This window comes from Streptomyces sp. NPDC024687, assembly GCF_055559055.1.
Genome location: NZ_JBVHLJ010000021.1, coordinates 1 through 15,603, shown reverse-complemented (window position 1 = coordinate 15,603; position 15,603 = coordinate 1). Strand labels below are relative to the sequence as shown.

13 protein-coding genes and 2 pseudogenes are annotated in these 15,603 nt (G+C 68.2%); 5 read left to right on the top strand and 10 right to left on the bottom strand.

Features of this window, described 5'->3' with window-relative positions:
* Positions 1–319 precede the first annotated feature (319 nt).
* On the bottom strand, positions 320–2,335 hold the full coding sequence (locus tag ACZ39I_RS41165; protein ID WP_467250797.1) for a glycosyl hydrolase: 2,016 nt from the start codon (positions 2,333–2,335) through the stop codon (positions 320–322).
* Between the two features lie 462 nt (positions 2,336–2,797).
* Here ACZ39I_RS41165 and ACZ39I_RS41160 point away from each other — a divergent pair, with 462 nt between their 5' ends.
* The 3 genes from ACZ39I_RS41160 (at position 2,798) to ACZ39I_RS41150 (ending at position 4,078) form a co-directional block, all read left to right on the top strand.
* Entirely contained in the window at positions 2,798–2,965 is a 168-nt protein-coding gene (locus ACZ39I_RS41160) for a hypothetical protein (RefSeq protein WP_467250795.1), read from the top strand.
* Positions 2,966–3,024: 59 nt separating this feature from the next.
* Positions 3,025–3,225, top strand: coding sequence for a hypothetical protein (locus ACZ39I_RS41155; RefSeq protein WP_467250793.1), 201 nt, complete (start codon positions 3,025–3,027; stop codon positions 3,223–3,225).
* Between the two features lie 574 nt (positions 3,226–3,799).
* Entirely contained in the window at positions 3,800–4,078 is a 279-nt protein-coding gene (locus ACZ39I_RS41150; RefSeq protein ID WP_467250791.1) for a hypothetical protein, read from the top strand.
* A 456-nt stretch (positions 4,079–4,534) separates the two neighbouring features.
* Here the strand turns inward: ACZ39I_RS41150 and ACZ39I_RS41145 are convergent, their stop codons facing one another.
* The 8 genes and pseudogenes from ACZ39I_RS41145 to ACZ39I_RS41110 form a co-directional block, all read right to left on the bottom strand.
* Positions 4,535–5,053: a hypothetical protein gene (locus tag ACZ39I_RS41145; protein WP_467250790.1), complete on the bottom strand. Its 519-nt coding sequence runs from the start codon at positions 5,051–5,053 to the stop codon at positions 4,535–4,537.
* A 190-nt stretch (positions 5,054–5,243) separates the two neighbouring features.
* Positions 5,244–6,482: an IS701 family transposase gene (locus ACZ39I_RS41140; RefSeq protein WP_467250826.1), complete on the bottom strand. Its 1,239-nt coding sequence runs from the start codon at positions 6,480–6,482 to the stop codon at positions 5,244–5,246.
* 156 nt (positions 6,483–6,638) lie between these two features.
* The gene (locus ACZ39I_RS41135; protein ID WP_467250788.1) at positions 6,639–7,211 is read right to left on the bottom strand and encodes a DUF4240 domain-containing protein; all 573 of its coding nucleotides are present in this window, start codon (positions 7,209–7,211) and stop codon (positions 6,639–6,641) included.
* A 555-nt stretch (positions 7,212–7,766) separates the two neighbouring features.
* Positions 7,767–8,594 (bottom strand): hypothetical protein, encoded by an 828-nt coding sequence (locus ACZ39I_RS41130; protein ID WP_467250786.1) that lies wholly within the window; start codon positions 8,592–8,594, stop codon positions 7,767–7,769.
* A 94-nt stretch (positions 8,595–8,688) separates the two neighbouring features.
* On the bottom strand, positions 8,689–9,357 hold the full coding sequence (locus tag ACZ39I_RS41125; RefSeq protein ID WP_467250784.1) for a response regulator transcription factor: 669 nt from the start codon (positions 9,355–9,357) through the stop codon (positions 8,689–8,691).
* On the bottom strand, positions 9,354–10,628 hold the full coding sequence (locus ACZ39I_RS41120; RefSeq protein ID WP_467250782.1) for a sensor histidine kinase: 1,275 nt from the start codon (positions 10,626–10,628) through the stop codon (positions 9,354–9,356). Before ACZ39I_RS41120 ends, ACZ39I_RS41125 begins: the two co-directional genes overlap by 4 nt.
* A 142-nt stretch (positions 10,629–10,770) precedes the next feature.
* Complete coding sequence (locus tag ACZ39I_RS41115) at positions 10,771–11,919, bottom strand: ABC transporter substrate-binding protein (RefSeq protein WP_467250780.1); 1,149 nt, start codon at positions 11,917–11,919, stop codon at positions 10,771–10,773.
* Between the two features lie 148 nt (positions 11,920–12,067).
* Positions 12,068–12,259 (bottom strand): annotated as a pseudogene (locus tag ACZ39I_RS41110) (alpha-hydroxy-acid oxidizing protein); the annotation flags it as partial.
* A 66-nt stretch (positions 12,260–12,325) separates the two neighbouring features.
* On the opposite strand from ACZ39I_RS41110, the gene ACZ39I_RS41105 reads away from it, so the two are divergent.
* Complete coding sequence (locus ACZ39I_RS41105; protein WP_467250778.1) at positions 12,326–13,045, top strand: IS6 family transposase; 720 nt, start codon at positions 12,326–12,328, stop codon at positions 13,043–13,045.
* A gap of 79 nt (positions 13,046–13,124) precedes the next feature.
* On the opposite strand, the gene ACZ39I_RS41100 is transcribed toward ACZ39I_RS41105, so the two are convergent.
* Positions 13,125–13,658, bottom strand: a complete 534-nt coding sequence (locus tag ACZ39I_RS41100; RefSeq protein ID WP_467250776.1) for an SMI1/KNR4 family protein — start codon at positions 13,656–13,658, stop codon at positions 13,125–13,127.
* Between the two features lie 1,163 nt (positions 13,659–14,821).
* On the opposite strand from ACZ39I_RS41100, the pseudogene ACZ39I_RS41095 reads away from it, so the two are divergent.
* Positions 14,822–15,519, top strand: a pseudogene (locus ACZ39I_RS41095) (DDE-type integrase/transposase/recombinase); the annotation flags it as partial.
* Between the last annotated feature and the right edge of the window lie 84 nt (positions 15,520–15,603).

The window sequence follows — 15,603 nt, the reverse complement described above, 5'->3', positions numbered from 1 at the left end:
AGGGCGGTGTGTGATGGAACCGATCTCGACAGCGTTGTTGACCGCGTTGGCCGGCGGTGTAGGTGGTGAAGCGGCCAAGCAGGCGTGGGCGTGGTTGAGGACATCACTCGACCGGGTACCGGTGTCCCCTGCACGACAGCGAGCCGACCCCCACGAACAGCCCCCGGCACGATCAACCAGAAGATCATCCCTTCCCGGTCAGCCAACGTGACAGCGCCGGCACGGGTGCTCCGCTGGAGCGATGGCTACGTTGTGTCCGGCAGGAACGGCCCCTTCGCCAGCGTGAGGCCGTGGCTTCGGGAGTTACGGCGGGCCGGTGTCATTCGGCCCTGATGTTGTCCACGTACACGGTGCCCTTGGTGGCTGCACCGCTCCCGTGGACGAGGTACAGATTGAACGCGGTCACCTCGGCGAGGTGAGCCGCATCGAGCACGGCTTGGGCGTGTTCGGTGTCCCAGGGAGCGGGTGTGAATTCGCTGAAGGGTGCCCTGACCTCCTGCCCGCTCGTGTCGGACAGCGGTACCTGGTACCAGAAATCGACGCCGTCGGCGACGATCTGGAGCGCCCCGCCGTTTGCGGAACCGTCGCCCCGCAGCCACAGCGCAAGGGACGTGAAGGCGGACCAGTCGGCGTCGAGCGGCTTGCCTGCGCCGGTGTACTCGGCGCCCGTGAAGTCGTACACGTAGGCCAGTCCGTAGGAGCCCGAGGACTTGTGGTCGGCCGACAGGGTAAGGGTGTGGGAGTTGACGTGGGTGTACGCCTGGCTCAGGGCGGTGTCGTCTGCGGCGTATCCCTCGAAGTCGTCGACCCAGCCGGCAGGCAGGGGTGTGAGCTCGCCGAGGAGGACCACGGCCGAGTCGGTGAGCGTCTTGCCGTCCAACCGTGTGCTCACGGTGAGGGTCACTGAGCGGTTGTTCCGCAGGGCCGGGTCGATCGACCAGTCGCCCGAGTAGAAGCCGTCGGTGTCGAGGCACAGTTGTCTGGCGCGTCCGCCGTTCACGGAGTAGGTGACCTGGCTCGCCCCCGCGGGTGTGAAACGCACGCGGATGGTGGTCCTGGGGGCGGCTACGCGCTGGCGGTCCGTAGGGGTCACGAGGTGCAGGAAGGGGGCGTTTTTGACAGCGGTGGTGTGAGCGGAGTACACCCCCCGGAGATCGGCGGCGAACAGGGTGTAGGGGTCCTGGTGGTAGGCGACGAAGTCCGGGAACAGGGCGTGGCCCGGGTACGGCACATAGGCGCGCTTGGTGCCTCCGAAGTTGGCCCAGGTGAGCATGTACGTCACCTGACGGGCCAGCGGGTCCGCCTCAATGGCCTGCGCCAGCTGGGTGAACCACTCCTGGTTGCGGACCTCGGTGCCGCCCTCCCCGAACTCAGTGAAGGCCGGGGCCTTGCCTCGCTCGTTCGCCAGCCGGACCACCATCGCCAGATCCTTCACCGCTGCGTCCAGCCAGGGGGTCGGTCCGGCGTTTTCGTCGTACGAGTCGTAGCCGAGGACGTCGACGAATCGGTCGCCGGGGTAGGTCTTCAGGTAGCCGGCCGGGTCGCCTGCGAAACTCGAGTTGGGCGAGTAGGCGTAGAGCAGGTTGTGGACGCCCCTGGTGTCGCGCAGGTACTCGACGGTGTAGCGGAACAGCTCGATGAACTCGGCCGGGGTGGTGAGGCCGGCGCCCCACCAGAACCAGGCTCCGTTGTTCTCGTGGAAGGGGCGGAAGACGACCGGGATGGCTGTGCCGTCCGGGCGCAGTGCGCATTTGACTGCCTTTGCGATGCGGTCGAGGAAGGCGTTGAATTCCGCGTGCTTCGCGCCGCCGGGAAGGATCTGGCTGACCACTCGGCCCGTTGTGTCGTAGAAGTTCTTGCCGGTGACAAAGTTCGGCATGTGAGCGCTGAGGGTGTTGATCCCGCCGCGTGCGTCCCCCTGCCTGATGCACCGGCTGAGCGCGGCGATGTTCTCGGCTTCGCTTGCGCCCTTGGTGCCGGGACGCTCGTCGCCGTCGAGGATGAGGGTGTCCCAGCCGAAGACCGCGGGGTAGTCACCCACTCCCGCTCGGGTGTCGGACGCCCTGCCGTTGGGGGTGGTGAAGGTGAAGCCGTAGGTGAGGTCGTGTTGGTGGCCGAACAGGATACCTTTGCCCTGCTGCCGCTTCAGATACGCGAACAGGGCGCGGGTGGCGGGGGTCGCCTCGTCGTCGACGATCCGGACCGGTGTTGGCGTGCCGGCGAGCGCCGTGGGGGAGGTCGCCGCGGCGGCCACGGATGTTCGGGTGCCGGCTGCCGCGGCGACCGCGGCACCGAGGAAGATGAACGTGCGACGGTTCAGGGGAGAGCTGGGCATGTATGTCTCCGTTTGACGTGGCGATCTCTCGCCGAGGGGAGGTGATTCCGGGGGGCCGGGGTGCACCGCCCGAGGGGTGTCGTGGGCTGCCCGCGCGTATCTCGAACAGCCTTGGTTTGCAGGGTAGTTGGGAGCGGGGCTCCAGCGCTTCGAGCGCCGCCGGTTCATGCTCTGCGCCGGCCAGTCGCGCGCGACACGGTGGACAGTGGCCAGGGCCGGCGCCCCTTGACCGGTCACGTCGTGGTGGCCGGGCGGGGCCCGGGCGAGGGCGGTGGTCATCATGAGCGACGTGGCGACCGGATCGGGAACCTCACCCGGCAGCGGTACGCACAGCTCGTCACCCGGGCGTAGGAACTGACCCCGCAGCGACGCGACCGGCACAGAGACCCCGGCCTGACCGTCCGCCCCGACGCCACCCTCAAAGCGCAGGCCACGCAGGCGCTGAGCGACCGCGACCGCGAGATGAAGGCCTTCGTCGTGGCGTGCCTCAGCGCGCTGGTCACTGACCCGGACAGCTTCCTGGAACTGCTCAACGAGCACTGGCCTGCCGAAAAGCCCCGCGGCCGACCGCGAAAGTCCACCCCGCCGTCGGCCGACAGCGACGGGGCAGACGACGCCACCGCGAACTGACGGGCCTCCTCCCGGACAACAAGGCACCCCCTGCCAGAACCCTGCGACAGGCTGGCCCCGTGACAGAGAATCAGAGCGTGATGGAAGTCCTGTTCGGCCCTCGGAAGCCCGGCCATCGCAGTTCAATGGAGCTGGAAGTCGGCTTCCGGCTTGTGCGGCTCACCGCGCCGGTGCTCCCGCCCTCCCAACCGGAAATGCCCGAGCTTGTGGAGCTGGCCCAGGCGGAACTTCGCGCCGGCACCCTGCCGGCTTCGATGTAGCCGACCAACTGCTGCTGGACGCCCCCTGACCGAGCGCTCGTTCCGACGCGGCGCATCGCGGTGCACAGGGAAGAGTCGCTGGCGCACTGAGGCTTGACGTTTCCGCGGACGACGATGACCTGTCCGGGACCCACCGAGTACGGCTCACGGATCCAGGCCGCTCGGCCAGCGCGCGATACTTCTCCGCCAGTCGCACAATCGGAGCATGACCAGTGGTAGGCAAGCCGCGACGCCGGAGTGGCCGGTCACATGTTCGGCCTGCGGCACAGGGCTCGGCGGATTGCCGAGTGGAGAGCCATGCCCGGACTGCGGTACGACTGAGCGCACCTACTTGATCTCCGTAGCGGACCATGTGCACGCCGTGGATAGCGCTCAGGTTGGGGTCACGTGCGCGCCGGACCGGCCGTGGCAGGACCAATGGCGCGCCGTGCTCGCCGCCTTCGCCGAACTAGAGGCGGCAGCTGCCCGGCAGACAGACCCACCGAACGATTGGCGGCAGCTCCCTATCCGGTTCTGTGAGCTGTGCTGGCATTTGAGGGACTGGTTGCGGAATGACCCGGGAGCGCCTCAGGCGGTGGGGCATTCGGCCGACGCGTACGCCCGAGCTCATCCGGCACTCAAGCTAGTCGGCGACGTCGCCAACACCCACAAGCACCGGAAGCGGAAACCGGGCGAGCAGAACGCTCGGATCTCAGGCGGCACGGTCGGGGAGGACACGACATCGGTCGTGATCGAGAGGGCTGAGCCCGATGGCTCCTTGCGTACGGCGGACGCGTTGACAACCGCCAGGCAGGCCGTGCAGGACTGGCGCGACTTCTTCGCAGCCAACGACCTGAACGAGAACGCACCCTGAGACTGTCCGTCTAGTCATGTGACGGCTCCCCACCTCGGTAGCTGGCCTTCGCCACTTCCCCGGCTTGGACCGCTGACCGCGGGCCCCAGAGTGTACGCAAAGAAGGGTGGGGGTGGCCCTTCCGGAGGCAGATAGACGGCGGTGTAATCCGCTCCCAGCTGCAGACCGCAACGACCCTCACCCGGCGCGGCGCCAGCCCTTCCGAGCAGCGCGTCCTGGCCGCAGCCCGTCCTACCGCAAGGTCGCCGCCGCTCTGGACCTGGACCTCCCCCCGGACGATGACGACCTACGTGACGTCCTCGAAGCCGACGTACGGCAAATCCACCACCACTGGCGCCATCATTGAACTTCGGGCTGTTCTCGAGTAGCCCGGATCGGCGGTTCAGGTGGGTTCGTGCAGATCATTGCCCGCTACGGCATTGGTCGTTGCCCTTGATTCGAGGCGTGCGGTGTCGTTCAGAAGACCTTCCGCTCGTCCATGGGGATCGAGTCCCAGGTGACTTCCGTCCATTCCCGGATGGTCAGGAGGGGCCTTGTGACGACAGCGTCGCCGGCTCGCTGGATGCGCATCACCAGTCCGAGGTCTGGCACAACCGCGTTCCCCTCATGTGTGTATCGAAGTTCCATCGCCTGTCGCTCCGTGTAATCGGCGATCCAGTCATCGGCAGCGGATGGCACTCGTCCAGTCAGGGATGCGCCGTCCAGGGTGACCTGTGGGCCCCGGCGACCGTCCGCCGCCACACACGTCAGCTCGGTAGCGACGTAGTACGCAGTGACGCCGATCTCGGTGAAGTGATCGCTTGACTGCTCTGGAGGGATTCCCCGATGCATGCCGGCCATCGCGCCTCCGAGTGCGGCGCAGACTTCTGCAGGGTTCATGCCGAACCGCAACGGGCCGACGCCTTTGAGCGGGATGAGCGGCCACATTTCTCGTTCTGAGTCCTCTTTGACGCGCCAAGGATCTTCCATGGTCATCCCCCTTCATCCCTGATCAGCACGTTGATTTCCCGGCAGCTTACGTATCCGGTGGCGCGGTTCAGGGACGGGTATCACGCCGGTCGGGGCACGGCAGCAGCCATCGCAGCATGCGGTGGCGCGCGAGAAGCGCTCCGAAGCGCTGCGGCCAACGGCCTTTTGCACCTAGTACTCCAGCGGTAGATCGTGATCATGCTGGTGCTGCAGCCTGGCGGTGGTAGTGGCTTGCTTGGGATCTGGCCTGGTGGCGGCGGCGCCAGTGAGACCAGCGGAGCCGATGGGCCGTGCTGTGGATCTGCTGGGCGGTAAGTGTGATGAACAGGCGCGCGATCTCGTTGCAGGTGAGCGGGATCAGGTTGTCCGGTGCAGGGTGGCGGGTGTGTTCGTCGGCGCGGACGACGGCCAGGAAGGCGTGGGCGAGCATGGCAAGGGTGACCCAGCGGGACCAGGACGTGTAGCGGCGGACCTGGTGCTCGTCCAGTCCGGCCAGGCCCTTGGCGGACTGGAACGTTTCCTCGACCCGCCACCTTGATCCAGCGACCCGCACCAGGGTGGTCAGCGGCACTGGTTGCGGCGAGTAGCAGCGGTAGTAGGCGAGTTCGCCGGTGGTGCGGTTGCGGCGGATCAGGAGATGGCGGTGGCCGGGGGTCGGATCGGGCAGGTCGATGTGGGCCCAGTCGTAGAAGCGCTGCCCCTTCGCACCGGCCCCGGCGGACAGCTGAGGGCAGGCCCGCTTGGGGAGTTTCTTGGCCAGGGTGTCCGCGCGGAACTTGCCTGCCTGAGTGGTGACTTCGTGGTTGCAGGCCACCGCGAGGACGTAGCCGGTGCCGCGTTCCTCCAGGGCGGCACGCAGTTTCGGGTTGCCGCCGTAGACCTCGTCGCCGACCACCCAGCGGGCGTGGTGGCCAGCGTCAAGGAACCGGGCGATCATACGGGCGGCCAGTTCGGGCTTGGTCGCGAACGCGGTGTCCGGGTCAAGTCCGGCCGCCTGGCAGCGGTCGGGCTGGTCGGTCCACGAGCGCGGGATGTACAGCTCCCGGTCCACCGCAGCGTGACCCCGCTGACCTGCGTAAACCAGGTAGACGGCGATTTGGGAGTTCTCGACTCTGCCCACGGTGCCGGTGTACTGGCGTTGGACACCGACGGTGACAGTGCCCTTCTTCACGTCGCCGGTCTCGTCGACAACGAGCACCGCATGGTCGTCATGAAGGTGTGCGACCACGTAGTCGCGTAGGTCGTCGCGGACGATGTCGGCGTCCCATTTGGCGCGGTTCAGCAGGTGCTGCATGCCATCTGGGGTGGCCTCTCCGGCCCATTCGGCGATGGTCCAGCAGTTCTTGCGGGGCAGGTCCGAGAGCAGGCCGAGCACCAACCGCCGTATCCTGCGGCGGGGTTCGACCCGGGTGAATCGGCCCGCGATCCGGTCCATCAGGCACTCGAATGCGTCCTGCCAGCGGGCAGAGTCTACGCTGTGACCTGCGGCCACCGCGTGATCGTTTGTCTTCACACACCGATGATCAACGGGTGGCCGCACCCATGTCCGCAACCGGCCCCGCCAGCGTGATCAGGATCCACCGCTGAAGTATCAGTCCAGAAAGATTCCGGCGAGGCGTGGCAGGCGGCGGCGCATCTCATCGTCGTCGGCGAAGTCCCACCGAGCTCCGGCCGGCTTGGTTATGGCGCTGAGCGGGCCGGCTTCCGGGGAAGCCTCCAGCGCCTCGTTGAGCCCGTCCGGTTCACCGGTGCACCGTTGGTAGGCCTGGTGGGCCACCCCACTGAAGTCCTCGTTCCCGATGAGCACGTCCCCGCCGTCCCGCACCGCCGGATGGTCAGCGAGAGAGTCTGGATCCGCGAGCGCGCGCTCGTACCAGTGTCTGCCGAGCGAGATGAGGCCCTCGCGGAAGTCCATAAACCCGTCGTCGGAACACCAGCCTTCGATGAGGAACGCCGCCGCCCACAGGTCGTACCGGTAGGCATGGTCACGCAGCTGCCACTGCCGCAGGGAAAACTGGACGATCTCGGCAGGCGTGCGCCTCACAAGCCGCTCCTCGCACGCGCGCTCGATCGCGTCGCGCCGATCGTCGAAGTCCAGTTCCAGCGCGTCAACCTCGGCGCACGCCTCGCCTATCAGGGCCCAGAACTCCTCGACATCCATCATGGCCTGAGTATGCCAGGCGCTGCGAAACCCCACGCCTGCAGCACAACCAGCGCCAGACCAGCACACCGCCGGACAACGGCCATGCACCCATGATGGCTCCCCGGCGCCACCCAAAGGCCGCGTTCAGGGGGAGCTGATCCGCCACCGTTGACCGGAAATTCCCGCAGCGCCAGCGCCAGCGTGATCACGATCTACGGCTGGAGTACTAGCTCGGTGAGTCGTCCGATCCAGTAGTTCTCGACGGTCGTACGAGCATGTTCTTGTGCGTCCGTCGGGTCGGGGAGCTGGCTGCCGGGGAGGTGACGGCCGGTAGACGGGCACGCGTACGACGCCGGCCGCTCGCATCGCGCACAGGCGGTGCTGACCATTGGTGAGCGAGGTGTCCCCCTCGTTCCACCAGATGTGGTCGCCGACCATAGCCTGTGCCCACTCGCGGTCCCGGGGGCTGAGGTGCTCCATGTCGTAGCGCTCCTGGGCGCGTTCGGGTGCTTCGTCCTCGTCGGCCTCGGCGCAGGCCAGTGCGGCCTCGGCGATGGCCTGCCAGTCCCCCTGGTGTTACGGGCAGGCAGCAAACTCCTGCTCAGTGAGTTCGGCAAACAGCTCGGCGTGCGCGGTCTGGTCCTCGCGGTGCCCATCGGGGTACGTGCGTGCGATGCGGTTGCCGCGCTCGGCGTACTCGCACTTGAACAGGCCGTGCGGCCAGGGGAGCGCGGCGGCCGACACCGCCCGCACGGCTGTGATGCCTTCGAGGTGAAGTGTTCGGCTCCCGGGGCTGGCAAAGATGGTGGGATACAGGTCGGCCTCGTCGTCAGGTGCCGCGGGCCGGGAGGCGGCGTCCTTGGCCTGCTGGACGTCGGGGTCGGGTTCGACGACACCGGTCAGCTCGAAGAGAGGTCCCTCGTCCCAGAAGTCTTCCTTGTCCCCGCTGACGCGTTCCACGTTGGGCTGGACCAGGACGTGAACATCCTTCTCCGGAAGAACGAGCACGCCGCTCACCTCGTGGACGGTGACCAGGGTGATGGCGCCATTCGCCCACCCGGGATCGGCGAGGAGCCCGGCGATGGGCTCGCCGGTCAGATGGCCGATCCACTCGACACGCTGGTAGCCCTCGTCGATCCCCGTGTCGTGCTCAGGGAACCGCACATGCGTCTGCAGGTAGTCCCCGACACACAGGGCGCTGGCCTCCTTGGCGAAGAAGGCGGCCCGGCGGGTCGGCGGCGCACCAGCCTTCTCACGAGCCACACCTACCGGCCCGGCAAGGTCACCGCGGCTCCAGTGCACTTCCTGCGGGTCCTGCCCGCCGGTGAACACTGGAGCGTAGGCAGGCCAGCTCGGGTGCGTACTGTCCCAGGCGATGCGCTCGGGGTCGACTTCGGTGAGCACCTGATGGTCGCCCGCCCGAAGCAGTACCCCGCCTCCGACGACCTGGGCGGACGAGGACTGGCTCACCGCCCGGGGCTGACCGCGGCAAGTGAGGTCAGGTCAGGTCCAGTAGGCCCCTGCGCACGGCCTGCGACACCGCCGCCGCCCTGTTGTCGACCTTGAACTTGCGGTAGACGCGCACGAGATGCGTCTTGACGGTGGCCTCACTGAGGAACAGCGCCTCGGCGATGGCCCGGTTGCTGCGCCCCTCGGCCAGCAGCCGTACGACCTCGACCTCGCGCCCGCTCAACTCGCGCTCCGGGTCGAACACCTGGCCGACGAGCTCCCCGATGATCTCCGGTGCCAGCCCCAGCGCCCCCGCGGCGGCCCCGCGCACCGCGCGGAACAGTTCCTCGGGCGGCCCCGCCTTGAGCACGTAGCCCCGGGCGCCCGCCTCCAACGCCCGCACCACATCGGCCCGTCCGGAATAGCTGGTCAGCATCACCACCGCCACGCCGGGTGCCGCGACGGCGAGCCGGCGCGTCGCCTCGATCCCGTCGATCCCGCCCCCGGGATTCCCGAACCGAAGGTCCATCAGGGCGATGTCGGGCAACATCCGGGCGACCAGCCGGACGGCTTCCTCACCGCTGCCGACCTCGGCGATCACCTCGAGGTCGGGCTCGCCTTCCAGGAGCGCGCGCAGGCCGGCCCGTACGACGGCGTGGTCGTCCGCGACCAGGACACGGAGCGGCGGCACGACCGCGCCGGGCGGTTCTGTGGTCATCCGGCGGTCGCCGCGGGGACGGAGGCGGAGGGCACGGCAGTGGGCTGCGGCCGGGGCCGCGCGGACACCGTGGCCCGGACGCGGGTGCCCCGGCCCGGCACTCCGCTGATGTCGAGGTCGCCGCCGAACTCGCGCAGCCGGGCACGGGCCGCCGGCAGTCCGAAGCCACGGCCCGGGCGACGCGCCGTGCGTGCGAAGGCCTCGGCCGGGTCGAACCCGACACCGTCGTCGCTGACTTCGAGGTCCACGTGGTCCGGCTGCCGGCTGAGGGTGACCCGCACGTTCACCGCGTGGGCGTGTTCGCGGACGTTCGCCAGCGTGCTCTGCGCGACGCGGAACAGGGTGGTGGCGGCGTGTTCGTCGAGGACGGGCTGGGGGTCGCCGACCGCCTGGAACCGTACCCGGGCCGCCGTACCGTCGGCCTCGGAGCGCGCGCACAGGACCCGCAGGGCGCCTTCGAGGCCGGTCTCGGCGACGGCTGACGGGGTGAGGTCCCCGATCATGCGGCGGGTCTCGGTGAGGTTGGTGCCCAGTCCGTCGGCGACCGCTCGCACGCGAGTACGGGCCACGTCTGGCCGGTCGTCCCAGTCGCGGTCGGCAGCCTGGAGCAGCATCAGCCCGCCGGCGAGTTCCTGGGCGAGGGTGTCGTGCAGATCGCGGGCGATCCGCGTCCGCTCCGCCAGCACACCCGCCCGGCGCTGCTGCCGGGCGACGAGGTCACGTGTGTCGCGCAGCTCCTCGACGAGACGCCGACGCGCCTCGGCGTCCCGCTGCTGGGCCCGGTAGAGGGCGACGGTCCCCCAGACCGCCACCACGGGCACCAGCACCGTGTCGATCACGAACCGGCCGTCGACCCCGACCAGCGCCGTGACGAGGACAAGGGTGATCAGGGCGAGCGCGGCGGTCGCGGACCGGCGGCCGAGCACGCGCTGCGCGGCACACGCCAACGGCAGGGCACACCACACGAAGGCGGAGACCAGCGCGGCCGGCACGACGAAGAGAAGGAGGCCCCACAGTGCGAGCAGAACCGGAATCCAGGCCGCCCGCCCCACCGCTCCGAGCCGGTCCCACAGCATCACCCCGCCCGTGTAGGTGAGCGCGAACAACCCGCTGACCGCCGCGATGTACCAGCACAACTCGCTGTTGAGTAGCACGAATTGCAGCAACGCGGACGCCACGATGACGAAGAACGCCAGATGCGACACGTGTTCCCGGGTGAACCGACCGTCGCGAACCGTCAGCGATGAACGGACGGGGACACGGTCGGACACGGCAGATCCCCTTGGGCAGACTGATCCAATCGGACAGAGCCCCGAGTCTAGCGACCGCCTGTATGACTTGTGTGAAGATGCAAGGAAAAATAGGGGTCGGGAGAGGGACCAGCAGCCCCCTCCCGACCCCTACGCCTCTCGGCTACGCCCCGGGATGCAGTCCCAGCCACCCGGGGGACGGGTCCCCCTTCACCTCACCGAAGTACAGCGCGAACGTCTGCTTCCAGCGCTCGACCTCCGCACGGTCCGTCATGAAGCGGGGGAAGCCGTCGAGGTTCGCGTTCGGGTACTTCCAGATGGGCTTGAGGCCACCGGCGGGGGTGACGTCCGTCCGTACCGACCAGCCGTTGAACGCGTTCTGCTGCTGGGCGGTGGAGAGCTGCCAGTTGAGGTAGAGCTTGGCTGCCGTGGTGTTGCGGCCCTGCTTGAGGATCGCCACCCGCTGGCCCCAGGCCATGAAGGGGTGGCCTTCGGCGACGGCCCACCGGGAGGCCGCCGTGGACGGCGCCACGAGCGAGCCCGAGCCGCCGACGCCGAGCGCCTTCTGTCCGCTGGAGACGGCCAGCCCGGGCGTGTACGTGCCACGCGCGAACTGGACGTCCTGGGCGGCGAACCTGGCCGCCCAGTCCCAGCCGTAGTGCTCGACGTACAGCTTGAAGAGGTAGAGGACGGCGTCGTCGTCGTTCGGGTAGGACGACGCGATCTGCCCCTTCCACTTCGGGTCGATCAGGTCGAGCGGGGACTTCGGAACGTCGGCGCCGACCGCGGCGACGTTGTACGAGTAGCTGAAGCCGATCACGGCGACGGCGGTCCAGGCGCCGTGCGGGTCCTTGAGAGCGTCGTACACCTTGGAGAAGCCCGCGGGCTTGTAGGACAGCAGGCGGCCCTGTCCCTTCCAGCGGGTGAAGTCCTGAAGGGTCTGGAGCTGGACGACGTCCGGGACGAGGGTGTCGGTCGCGAACTGGTTGTCGACGCGGACGTCGTGGAACTTGCTGTAGTCCACGACGACCTTGAGGTCGATCTCCGGGAAGCGGGCCGCGAAGCCGTTGCGGATGCCGTCGCCCTGGCTGTCGATGTCGCCGCCCGAGTAGATGACGAGCTTGCCGCCCTCCGCCAGGGCGGCCTGGTACAGCTCGTCGAGGGTCCGGGTCTCCTCGGCGCCCGCGGCCGGGTGGGATCCGGCGGACGAGGCCGCGGCCGCAGGGGTCCCGGTGGCACCGAGGGCGCCGACGCCGAGCGCCGCTCCGGCTCCGGTGGCGAGTACACGTCGTCGGCTGAGGAAACTGGACACTCTGCGCGCCTCTCAATGGGGGGAGCTGTGCTGGGGATTCGAATCTGACACAGGCGAGAGGTTCCTCGCGTCGGCTGTTCGGAGGGTGCTGGAGAGCCGCCGGATGAATCCCCGTTCAACCGATCGGTTGAACGGGGTGGCCGGGTGGTCAGACGGTCTGGAGCGCGGTGGGGACGAGATCCTTGAGGGACGGATATCCGTCCACGGCCATGATCAGGTCCGCCTCGGCGAGCAGGGAGCGCAGGACGTGGACGATGCCGTCGGTGCCGCCGAGGGCGCAGCCGTAGGCGTACGGGCGGCCGATGCCGACCGCCGTCGCGCCCAGGGCGAGGGCTTTGACGGGCACTGTCACGTTGGCTGACCGGTGGGATGATCTTCGGATCGATCAGGCTGGGAGGGGTCGTCCGTGGGGAGTGCGTCGCTGTCGTACAAGGGGCACCGGTATCCGGTCGAGGTCATCTCCCACTGTGTGTGGCTGTACTTCCGCTTTCCGCTGTCGTTCCGCGAGGCCGAGGAGCTGATACTTGAGCGCGGCGTGACCGTCTCTTATGAGACGGTGCGGCGGTGGTGTGGCAAGTTCGGGCAGCAGTACGCCAACGCGCTGCGCCGCCGACAGCCTCGGCCTGGGGACAAGTGGCACCTGGACGAGGTCTTCGTCAAGATCAACGGGGAACAGAAGTACCTGTGGCGGGCCGTCGACCAGGACGGCAACGTGCTGGACATCCTGGTGCAGAACCGGCGGGACAAGGCCGCAGCCAGGCGCTTCTTGCGCCGCCTGCTGGAGAAGACCGGTGCGGCGCCGCGGGTGGTCGTCACCGACAAGCTCCGCTCGTACGGCGCGGCCCTCCGCGAGGTCATGCCCTGCGTCGAGCACCGGCAGTCGAAGTACCTGAACAACCGGGCGGAGAACAGTCATAAACCAATCAGACAGCGCGAACGGGCGATGAAGGGCTTCCACAGCACCGGCGCAGCCCAGCGGTTCCTGTCCGCATTCAGCGGCATCTCACCCCGCTTCCGGTGCCGCCGCCATCTGATGCCCGCACACGACTACCGCGCCGAGATGACCGTCCGCTTCGCGATCTGGGAGCAGATCGCCGGCGTCGCCAGCCCCGCGGCCAGGGCCTGAGCACAGGCCCGGAACCGGGCTCCACCAGGCCACGACGCACCCTCAGACACCTACCCACCCAACAACGTGACAGCGCCGGTCAGACGGCTGCGAGCTGCCGGTATTGGTGCGTGGTGAGCGGGAAACGCGAGGAGAGCACGTCGGATTGCACATCGCCGGTGAGGACGGCGAGGAGGAATTCGGTGCAGGTCATCGGGTAGTGCTCCCAGCGGTCGCCGCGGGCCTCGTTCACCATGACGGTCCACTGATCAGGGCTGTGGCCCGGTGTGACGAGCCAGTAGAGGCACTCGCCGTTGTCGGTGGTGGCCCAGGGGATGGCCCGGCTGCCGGGGTCGGCGAGTTCGTCGGGCTTCTTCTCGAACTCCCAGAGCCCTTCGAGTGCTTCGGTCTGCTGGTCTTCCCACTCGATGAGGTCGTAGTTGTCGTTGGGGCAGCCCGGTTCGAGGAGGTAGAGGTAGTCGTCCCAGTTGCTTCCGCCGTAGGCGCGGATCAGGTCCTTGTAGTCGGTAGGGAAGGTGACGCCGAGCTGCTCCTGGACCGCGTCCCAGTCCGTGGCCCGGGGCTCGGACGGCGCTGTGATCAGCTGAGTAAGGCGGCCGAGTGCGGCGTTCATGACGCTTTCCTCCGTGGATGTTCCATGAATGCGGCTTCCCTCGTACCCGTCTCCGGCCGTCCTGACGATGAGCTGCTCCCGGCTGGCTGAGGCCCCCGTGCAGGACGTTCGGCGGCCATCTGCGAAGTCGAGGTCACGCCGGTGAGGCCGGCTCGTTTCGAAGCGGCGCGAGTGGGCTTGCAATCCTGCGGTGCATCACGCCGGACGTCCTCAGTGGCCGAACGGCCGAAGCCTACTGCTCGCCTTGTGTGGCTTGCTGCCAGGCGTCGCGGATGGCTGCGGGGATGCGGCCGCGGTCCGGGGACGTCGTAGCCGTTGGCGCGGGCCCACTCGCGGATGGTGTTGCTGTCGACCGACCGGCTCGCGGGGGCGCAAGCGGTGCTGCGTCGTCACGGCGGGAGGGCGTGAACGTGGCGCCCCGGTGGAGGACGTCCGCGGGGAAGAGGGGGAGATGGAGTTCGCCGCTGAGGAGTGCGGTGAGGAGATCGGTCAGGGTGCCGTCGAAGGTGTACCAGTCGTGGCCGCGGGCCTCGTTGATGGCGATACGCCACGCATCGGGCACGGAGGCGGTTCGGTGATCCAGAAGAGGTAGTTGCCGTTGTCGGTCACTCCCGCGACAAGGAGGTGCCGGGGGTCACACGGCACGGGGAAGGTGCCCTGGTCCCAATCGCGCTGGAGTTGTTTCTGGACGCTTGATGCCAGGGGTCCGGTGAGGCTGCCGGACGGATGGCAAACGTGCAGGAAGTGGCAGAAGCTGCCCGGCCCATAAACATCAGTGAGCTCCTTGTAGTCCCGGGGAAGCGGGCGGCCGAGAGCACGTTCTGCAGCCGTCCAGTCGACCGCTGGAGGGGCCGCGGGTGGAGGGCAGAGCCGGGTCAGATCGTCCATGGTGCTCACAGGAGTCCTCGTCGGTGTCGCTGTGCTGCTCGTGGGCCGGATTATCCAGAGGCTGGTCCAGGACGAAGCCCTTGGTGCCGTGGGCCTCGAGCTGAATGTACTTCGGGACCGAGTCCGGCAGGTCGTCGCTGTACTGACGGCGGCCATGAAAAGCTCCCCATAGGCGGCCACTTACCGCCCCCCCTGATGGCCATGGCATTCCCCACGTACGGCCAGATATCTCCCCGCTCGCTTTGGACGCATCCCGCTCGGCGAGGCTCGGGCGGGTGAAGAACAGCAGGGAGATCATGGAGATCCTTGAGGCGTACGACCTCACGGGCAGTTACCGCGCTGCGGCCGAGCTGACCGGCGTTGACCACCACACGGTGGCCCGGTATGTGAAGATGCGGGTCGCCGGCCAGCACCCGGACCAGCGCCGTCACCGGGCCCGTGCGATCGACGCCTATCTGCCGATGATCGAGGAACTGGTGGTCCGTTCGCAGGGCAAGACCGCCCGGACGTGGTGCACAAGAGGATCGTTGCAATGGGCTTCACCGGCGGGGAACGCACCACCCGCCGCACCGTTGCCGAGGCGAAAGCCCAGTTCAGGGCCGGTCGGCGGCGGGTCTATCGCCCGTGGGTGACCGAGCCGGGGCTGTGGATCCAGTACGACTTCGGCGACGGGCCGACCATCCAGGGCCGCAAGACCATCCTGTGGTGCGCCTGGTTGGCCTGGTCCCGGTTCCGGATCGTGATCCCGATCTGGGACAAGACGCTGCCGACGGTCACCTCGTGTCTGGACGCGACGTTCCGCCGCATCGGCGGAGTGCCGGCCTACGTCCTGACGGACAACGAGGAGACGGTCACCACCGACCACGTCGCCGGCATCGCGGTCCGCAACCCGGAGATCGTCGAGGTCGCCCGGCACTACGGCACGACCATACGCACGTGTCTGCCCGCAGACCCGGAGACTAAGAGGGCATCTGGTCTAGGTAGTTGGTGTTCTGGGATGGTTTTGTGACTGGTGCTGTTGGCGGTCGTTGGATGGGGCGTGAGTGTGCGTCGTCCT

Coding starts and splice junctions, on each gene's coding strand:
- ACZ39I_RS41165 (WP_467250797.1), bottom strand. CDS start 2,335: ATGCCCAGCTCTCCCCTGAACCGTCGCACGTTCATCTTCCTCGGTGCC.
- ACZ39I_RS41160 (WP_467250795.1), top strand. CDS start 2,798: ATGAAGGCCTTCGTCGTGGCGTGCCTCAGCGCGCTGGTCACTGACCCG.
- ACZ39I_RS41145 (WP_467250790.1), bottom strand. CDS start 5,053: ATGACCATGGAAGATCCTTGGCGCGTCAAAGAGGACTCAGAACGAGAA.
- ACZ39I_RS41140 (WP_467250826.1), bottom strand. CDS start 6,482: ATGGACCGGATCGCGGGCCGATTCACCCGGGTCGAACCCCGCCGCAGG.
- ACZ39I_RS41135 (WP_467250788.1), bottom strand. CDS start 7,211: ATGATGGATGTCGAGGAGTTCTGGGCCCTGATAGGCGAGGCGTGCGCC.
- ACZ39I_RS41125 (WP_467250784.1), bottom strand. CDS start 9,357: ATGACCACAGAACCGCCCGGCGCGGTCGTGCCGCCGCTCCGTGTCCTG.
- ACZ39I_RS41100 (WP_467250776.1), bottom strand. CDS start 13,658: ATGAACGCCGCACTCGGCCGCCTTACTCAGCTGATCACAGCGCCGTCC.